At 44.3% G+C, this 8156-nt stretch carries 7 protein-coding genes and 1 pseudogene; 5 read left to right on the top strand and 3 right to left on the bottom strand.

Annotated features, from left to right (window positions below):
• Positions 1-124 precede the first annotated feature (124 nt).
• Positions 125-2068, bottom strand: coding sequence for a methyl-accepting chemotaxis protein (locus JC606_RS18955; protein ID WP_198779187.1), 1944 nt, complete (start codon positions 2066-2068; stop codon positions 125-127).
• A gap of 262 nt (positions 2069-2330) precedes the next feature.
• On the opposite strand from JC606_RS18955, the gene thiE reads away from it, so the two are divergent.
• A complete protein-coding gene (gene thiE, locus JC606_RS18960) occupies positions 2331-2948 on the top strand; it encodes a thiamine phosphate synthase (RefSeq protein ID WP_198779188.1) in 618 nt (205 codons plus the stop codon).
• Between the two features lie 99 nt (positions 2949-3047).
• Here thiE and JC606_RS18965 read toward each other — a convergent pair whose 3' ends face one another.
• Together JC606_RS18965 and JC606_RS18970 are read right to left on the bottom strand one after the other, a co-directional pair.
• The gene (locus JC606_RS18965; RefSeq protein WP_198779193.1) at positions 3048-3392 is read right to left on the bottom strand and encodes a thiamine-phosphate diphosphorylase; all 345 of its coding nucleotides are present in this window, start codon (positions 3390-3392) and stop codon (positions 3048-3050) included.
• A 381-nt stretch (positions 3393-3773) separates the two neighbouring features.
• Entirely contained in the window at positions 3774-4676 is a 903-nt protein-coding gene (locus tag JC606_RS18970; protein WP_198779189.1) for a LysR family transcriptional regulator, read from the bottom strand.
• A 10-nt stretch (positions 4677-4686) separates the two neighbouring features.
• On the opposite strand from JC606_RS18970, the pseudogene JC606_RS18975 reads away from it, so the two are divergent.
• The 4 genes and pseudogenes from JC606_RS18975 to JC606_RS18990 all read left to right on the top strand — a co-directional run.
• A pseudogene (locus JC606_RS18975) lies at positions 4687-5313 on the top strand (HlyD family secretion protein); the annotation flags it as partial.
• A complete protein-coding gene (locus JC606_RS18980) occupies positions 5303-6322 on the top strand; it encodes a DUF2955 domain-containing protein (protein ID WP_198779190.1) in 1020 nt (339 codons plus the stop codon). The pseudogene JC606_RS18975 and the gene JC606_RS18980, both read left to right, overlap by 11 nt.
• A 24-nt stretch (positions 6323-6346) precedes the next feature.
• A complete protein-coding gene (locus JC606_RS18985) occupies positions 6347-7414 on the top strand; it encodes an AI-2E family transporter (RefSeq protein WP_198779191.1) in 1068 nt (355 codons plus the stop codon).
• A complete protein-coding gene (locus tag JC606_RS18990) occupies positions 7415-8074 on the top strand; it encodes a potassium channel family protein (protein WP_198779192.1) in 660 nt (219 codons plus the stop codon).
• Positions 8075-8156 lie beyond the last annotated feature (82 nt).

Raw genomic sequence — 8156 nt, forward strand, 5'->3', positions numbered from 1 at the left:
CTCTAAGCAATCAGTTAGAAGCCTAACTTAAAACGCTTTAGTTGTAGAAAAGCCCCGACACTTATGTGTTAGGGGCTTTTTGTTATTGGCTTGGAGCTGTGCCGAGAATATATAGACTAGCTGACTAGGTTCTAAATCGGTTCACTTGGCTCTCTAGGTGGTGAGCAACCTCGGTCAAGTCGCTCGCTGCACCTGAAATGCTGCTGACTGACTCTTGGTTACTTTGAGCGATCGTGTTTGCACCTTGCGCGTTTTCACCCAGTGACTTGGTAAGACGATCCTGCTCATCAACCGACACCGCGATTTGGCTGTTGGCTTGGTTCAGATCTTGGATGTGTTGATTAATCACATGTAAGTTCTGAGAAGCTTGCTGTGCTTGAGTTGAAGCATCTGAAACCGTGCTGTGGCTCTCTTTAATTGACTCTAACGCATCTTTAGCACCACGTTGTAGTGAGGTGATGAGCTCATCAATCTGGCTAGCAGAGTCTTGGGTACGTTTAGCGAGCGTTCTTACCTCATCCGCTACTACTGCAAATCCGCGACCTTGTTCACCTGCGCGCGCTGCTTCAATAGCCGCGTTCAATGCCAGTAGGTTGGTCTGCTCTGATACGCCTTTGATTACTTCTAGTATTGCACCAATGTTCATCGACTCTTTGTGTAGGTCGGTCACTTTCCGGCTGCTGACCTGCATGCTTTCATCGGCGCTGCCAATTTCGTGTAGTGTCTTGTCTACTTCCTTGAGACCCATCGCGACATTCTCGGTCGCTTGGTTCGCGACTTGAGAGGCGTGGTTGGCACTTGAAGTTATCTCTGATGTGCTTGAAGCCAGTTGGTCTACAGCGGTAGAGATGTTCATCATTTCGCTGTTCAATTGCGTTGCGTTGGTTGAGCTGTTGTTGGTTACTTGATTGAGTGATTCAGACATTTCGCCAATACGCACACTAGAGCGATTCACTTGACCTACAATATCGCGCAGAGATTCAATGGTGATCTCCATGTTAGTCAGCAGTTCACCAATCTCGTTTTTACTCTCAATGTTTACTTCAACATCCAGGTTGCCTTGAGAAAGCTCATTGGTGATTTGCTTAACCTGTGCGATGCCTTTCGTAATTGAGCGAGTGACTAACACAGCGCTTGTCATGCCGATAACTAACGCGACCCCCGCTAGCAAGATGATGATCTGAATTGAACGCGTTTCACTGGCTTGCAGCTCTGGTGTTAGCGCTTGTTTCTGTTGTTCTAGAATGCTCTGAGCATCAGCCACAGCGATAGCCAAGCTATCACCAATCGAGGAAAGGGTAGCGGTTCTTTGAGTGTTCTCCAGCATCTGTTGATGAACTTGTTCAAAGCCTTTTGCATACGCTTCACGTTGGTTCGAGAAGTCTTCAATCAGCTCACTTTGATAAGGTGATGATTTGAGAGATTCAATATCGCCTTCAATACCTGGTAGCGCGTATTCAAAGATGTCTTTACCCGCTTCATAGGTTTTGAGATCGTCGTTGTTTGAGTAACTGAGTACGGTGATCTTGGCTGCGAGGAAATTCTCCATCAACATGCCCGCGTATAAGCTCGCGTTTGGATCGTTGTTATTGTAAGACTCATACAACAAGCTCTGAGCTGCTTTCAGTGCGTTGGTTTCTCGTTGTACCATCTCAACGTTTACCAGTTGGTCAATAAGGAGCTCACTCTGTTTCATTGATCCATAAGCCACATCAAACGCCGCAACGCTGTCTTGCACGAGTTGCAGGCTAGCTAGGCTATCGGTTTTGGTGGTGGATTGGATTAAGTTGTTGAGAAGATCGTCAATCGCGAGTTTGCTTGATTGATAATTCGCTTCATATTGCTCATCCAATGACTCTAAGTAACGTTCAGAGGCTAAACGCATCTGAAGAAAGTGCACTTGAATGTTGCCTGACTGAGTCGCCTTGTGGCTGAGTTCGCTGTATTGGCTAAAGCCGTTTGACAAGGTTTGAATGCCTTTGTAACTCACAAGGCCTGAAATGACGAAAAAGAGCAAGCAGATGGCAAACCCCAGCTTGATCTTAAGCGCTATAGAAAGGTGGCGCATAACTATCCCTATATTTACCTGATTCCTTCATTTTGGAGTATTCCATAAAACTGTGTATCGGGCATGCTCAAAGTGAATAGTTTGTGTAATAAGTAACGCTTTAGTTAAAAAGTTCAGATTTTTCGATATGCTTTCAACGAGTTGCGTATTTGAATTACCCCGTATAATTTATGGATTTAAGTACTAACTCCCATGCATAGGATGTGATTTGTCGGTAAAATGACAGAAAGTCAATTTTAGAAATCGACTTCAAAGGTATGCGATGAACCCTTATAAACTATATCTAGTGACTGACGACCAACAAGATTTAGAAATGCTTAAGTTCGTAGTTGAGCAAGCGGTTGCTGGTGGCGTCACTATGGTTCAAGTTAGAGAAAAACATGGGGACGTAAGAGCATTCATTGAGCGTGCAGAAGCCGTTAAATCTGTTTTAGCTGGAACGGATGTGCCGTTGGTCATTAATGATCGAGTCGATGTGGCATTGGCCGTTGATGCCGATGGTTTGCACTTGGGGCAATCGGATATGCCTGCCGCACTAGCACGTAAGCTGATTGGTTCAGACAAGATTCTTGGTTTATCGATTGAGACTGAACAGCAGTTACAAGAAGCTGATGACTTGCCGATTGATTACATTGGCCTCAGCGCACTGTTTGAGACTCAGACAAAAACAAATCTGAAAAAGTATTGGGGTTACGAAGGTATTAAGTTGGCGTTGGAAACAACCAAGTTACCGATAGTCGGAATTGGTGGCATCAACGAATCTAATATCCCACAGTTGGTTGAAACGGGTATTCACGGCTTAGCGCTAGTATCTGCAATCTGTCACGCTGAAGATCCTAAAAAGGCGACGCAAGACTTGCTAAATCTGATGGAAGAGTGAGTTTGTAGTGGCTAGAAAACAAATGAAGCGAGTCATTTGTTTTCTAGTTAGCGCGTATGAAAGCGCTCAAGGGATCTTCAGCTGAAGATAGAACCTAACTTACTGAATACACAGAGCAACGGTGCCGATGATCATCAGAGCGATGGCTGCGTACCAACCGTATTGCGAGGTTTTATCTGCAACAAATACCTTAATGTAGTTGATCTCTTCATGCGCCATTGCGATGAAGTCCGTGTAGTTAATCGACAACTCACGGCTAGCTTCTTTCAGGTCTTGCTGAAGCTTGTTGAAAGCCTCATCGATGAAGCCTTTTGTTTCCGAAGCTGACGGCGTTGCAGCCATCGTTAGGCTGTTCCAAACCGCCATACGCGATTCATATTCACTTTCACTGACACAATTAAGTACGCGTAAATCATACTCTCGTTTGTTACGCTCTTTACCCATTTTCTCAGGGCAAATGTTTCTTAAAACGTTCACGACAAATTTTCCAAAAGGTTCATTTAGATATAAAAAAGCACTCGAAGAGCACTCATAAACTGGGGCGAATTAAATTCAAAAAGTGATCTATTTGAAGCTGTCATAGGCGACGTTAGCAATGCCTACACGGGAGATTTGAGGTTAGGTCAGTAGTGTTAAAGAGCGATTTGGATTGATTCGTTAACCATGCATAGGCACGACAACCCCTTTCGGATCGCAGTTTAGTTATGTCACTTTGGGACATCAACTAGGGTGTTTTGTCCAGACGACAAAGATATTTATCGGTGAAATGTGTCGAAATGCGGTAGTGCGGCGAAACGCACTACCGATATTGCAATGTAGTTTTAGCTAGTTTGCTTGCCATTGATTGTATTGCAAAGAGTAACCTTCCAGCTTCTCAATCAGACTCGTGAGTACCGGGCCATTGATGTGACGGCGTGACACCAGGCACCCTACCGGAGTTATCCAACCGCCATGCTCGTGTGCAACAGGCAGAGCAACGAGTTCTCCTTTATTTATGCCTTCCATGACCATCATTTCAGGCACATTTGCCCAACCAACGTTTTGCTCTACTAGGTCGATGATGGTTTTGTGAGTGTTGGCATACCAAAGCATGGAGCTAATGCCATAGGTGAACCACAGCTCACGTTGCTTTGAACTGCGTTGTACACACTGCCGATAGCGTTTTAAGTCTGAATCTTGAACTACTGGCAGCTTGCTGAGCTCATGATCAGCAGAGCTGACGGTTAGGAAGCGTGCTTGGCCTAACAAAAAGAAATCCATATCAACTTTGAGCTCTCCATCCGCATAGATAATGCCGATATGTGCTTTTCCTCGTTTTACTAAATCCTCTACATCGAAGGTGGATGTCGTAATAATTTCGAAGTGTGTGATTGGAAACTGATCGGCTAGGGAGCTGATTATCTTAATGAAATTTGTATCTATGATGCTTTCATCGATAGCAATAATAAGCTCATGCTCGTCTTCTTGTGCCAGTGATTCTACTTTTTGGTCGAAGTACTTTTGTTGATCAAGAATCGATTTAGCGACAGGCAATAAAGCTTTACCTGTAGAGGTTAAAACGGGGATGTTCTTCTCTCTATTGAACAGCTCTTGGTCGATGGCAATTTCTAAGTTGGCGATCGACTGACTAACATCGGATTGAGCTCGTTTTAACTTACGCGCTGCCGCAGAAAAAGAGCCACTTTCACACACAGTGACGAAGACTTTTAATTGCTCAAAACTGTACATGTTATCTCTCGCGACTTTGGCAACAGCGCGAGCTAACGTGACGAATGCTGAAGCAGACTTGGAACGCGCGAAGCAACAAATGGGTAAAGAGGGTGAAGAGAACAGTCAAGTGAAAGCAGCATTGCTGGCGTTGGAACAAGCTCAACTTAACCTTGAACGCACTGTTATTAAAGCACCAACACAAGGTGGTGTGTCTAACTTCAGCTTGTCGGAAGGCTTTTATGCTTCCGCAGGCCAAGCGATCATGACGTTTGTCTCGACGGAGGATATCTGGATAGAAGCTTACTACCGTGAAAATAGTTTAGGTAATGTCACGGTTGGCGATGAAGTGGAAGTCGCTCTAGATTTTGCTCCGGGTCGAATCGTGAAAGGTCGTGTAAGCAGCATTGATTGGGGTGTCGATTGGGGACAAAACGATCAAGCAGGTAAACTTGCTCAGGCGAGTCAACAAACTGGCTGGTTGCGCCAAACTCAAATGCTGCCAATTACTATCGAATTTGAACGAGATGCGATGCAAGGCATGCTGCGTGTTGGTGGTCAGGCGGATGTGATTGTTTATAGCGGCGATAACTTTGTTTTCAACGCAATAGGCAAACTTTGGATTCGATTTATAAGTGTATTGTCTTATGTCCAATAAGCCTGTACTCGATCAACAAACACAGCAACGGATCCTGCGCTATACCGTCGGGGTCACGTTAGCTGTCTTTTTAGCTGCATGGATTAACTGGCCGCTTGCATTTGTAGCGCCAGTGTTTACGGCTAAGTTCTTAATTGATAAACCAAACCTACATAAAGAAACTGTCTACGAACTGTTATTGGCGGTGGTTGCCACCATGGCTTTAGGTTTGCTGCTGTCTCGCGGGATAAACCATTATCCAATCCCTCTGTTGATTTTGGTGGGATTAATGATGTTGTGGGGTTACTACTTGTTCGTAGACCCTAAATGGAACCTATTTGCTACCGTGTTATTGATTGCTGTGTTGATGTTGCCATTTATGGCGATTGATAACCCTGGTGTCTCAGTATTACTGGCATCTGGCTTGGCGGCATCAGGTGTGGTTTCTGTGATGATCTTTGCGTTAGTCCACGTTTTTTTCCCAGAACCTAAATCTGAATTCTCAGGGTTTGCAGCGGCGCCACTCGAAAAGAGACAGCGCTGGTATGCGGCATTTCGGGCTATGATTATCTCTTATCCAGTGGTGTGTTTTTTCTTTATTTTTCAAGTCTCTGAAGCGTTACTGATAATGATGTTCATTGCGCTGCTATCGTTAATGATTACGTCAGAGAAATCGATAAAGTTAAGTGCCTTTTTGGTGATCAGTAACGGTATTGGAGGCTTGTTGGCGATTGCGGCATTCTCGATTCTTTCGATTGTTCCTAACATTGTCTTCTATTCTTTGTTTATCGGTCTTGTTGCTATTCTTATGGCGACCAAGATCTATACCGTTTCAGAAAAAGCGCCGATCTTTGCCACTGCATTTAGCACCTTATTGGTACTTGTTGGGAGCACATTGATGAGCTCTGGCGATATTGATAGCAACACTTTTATTCGCATATTCCAGTTAGTGTTAATTGGGATTTATATGATTTTGGCTTCGCTTTTCCTCGAGACTAGGAATTGGAAGTTCTTACAAAATCAGCCTTAATTTTTGCCTCTACAAGGACGTGTCATGAAGTTAACCGATGATTTTTCTAAACAGGCGATTGACGCCGCAATTAAAATTGCTGCCATCGCCATACTGGTTTATTGGTGTTTTTCAATTTTACGCCCATTCATTTTGCTGGTGGTGTGGGGCGCGATTATCGCGACAGCGCTGTACCCAGTAGCTGTTGCCATCTCAAACAAAACTGGGCTGTCGAAAGGTAAAGCCAGTGCATTATTGTGCTTCATTGGCGTGTTGTTGCTGCTTATCCCATTAGTGGCATTGTCTTCTGGCATCTACACGAGTGCATCCGACTTAATGACAGGGCTTCAGGACGGAACCTTGTCTCTACCTAAACCAAAAGAGTCGTTACAAGAGATCCGATTCATCGGTGAAAAGGTGTATGCGACCTTAGTTCATGCCTCTTCAAATATCGAAGGCGTGTTCATCAAGTACGCGGAAGAGCTTAAGGCATTTGCCACTAAAGCGGCTTCAATATTAGGATCTCTTGGTGGTGGTTTAATTCAATTCATTATCTCGACCATTATTGCTGGCGCGTTTATGAGTAATGCAGACAAATGCCAGACGGGTGTAACGCTCTTAGTCGCGCGCTTGACTGATGGTAAGGGTGTTGAATTAGTCCAGCTATCGAAATCAACGGTGCGCAGTGTTGTGCAAGGTGTGATTGGTGTTGCTGTCATTCAATCAATTATGTCAGCAATCGGATTAGTGATTGCAGGTGTTCCTGCAGCGGCAATGTGGGCGTTGGCTGTGTTACTTATTGCGATTATCCAGCTACCTCCGATTCTTGCGCTATTGCCTGCAATTATCTACATGTTCAGTGTTGAATCGACTCTTGCGGCAAGCTTGTTCTTGGTGTGGTGTATTTTGGTGAGCGGTAGTGACGCTATCTTAAAACCTATGCTGTTAAGCCGTGGTTCTCATATTCCAATGTTGGTGATTCTGCTCGGTGCGTTAGGTGGTATGGCGATGTCTGGTATCGTAGGCTTGTTTGTCGGTGCAGTTATCTTGAGTTTGTCTTACGAGCTAATGGTCTCTTGGTTAGACTTGGAGCCAAAAGAAGAGGACAAATAGATGAAGGCAGTCTCGAAAGACGACAACTTCTATTTCCTGTTTTACGCACTATTGGTGTTGTTTTTTGGTTGCGCGGTGATGCAGCAGTTTTATCCGCAAGGCCAAAAAACGATTCTGTTCTTGATCATCATTACCTTAGCGGTTTCGATTGTCGGCATTCATAAAGAGCGGTCTCTGTATCGCTCTTGGTACGGTTTGTTATTGATCACGGCATCGGTGTCGGGTGTGTTTTCCTTCTTAGAAGGTTACAACTTGTCGATAGTGACATTATCGGCGCTAGCGGTATTTCTGTTTTCACATATTTACTCGGCTTTAAAGCAGGTAATACAAGCGAAAACCGTCACCCCCAATCACATCATAGGTTCCATTTGTATTTATTTGCTGTTGGGTTTCGCGTGGTCGACTATCTATCTGCTAATTTTAGAGATCTTTCCTAACGAATTTAATGGTTTAGAAGAACAAATTTGGCTAACGAACTTGTTTAATGCGATGTATTTCAGCTTTATCACTTTGACAACGGTAGGGTATGGAGACATTTCACCCGCTTTACCGATCGCTCAATTTTTTGTGTTTATGGAATCGATAATTGGTAGTTTTTACCTAGCTATTATGGTGGCAAGTTTAGTCAGTATTCGGTTGGCACAGTCTCAGTCAGATTAGCGTATATACAAAAAAGCCCGGCGATTGTGAAGTGACCCCGTAAAGTTGGACATTTCTGTTAAGCGGCTTTCAAGGCCTGAGT

Origin of the sequence: Vibrio sp. IB15 (assembly GCF_016406055.1) — a bacterium.
Classification (GTDB): domain Bacteria; phylum Pseudomonadota; class Gammaproteobacteria; order Enterobacterales; family Vibrionaceae; genus Vibrio; species Vibrio chagasii.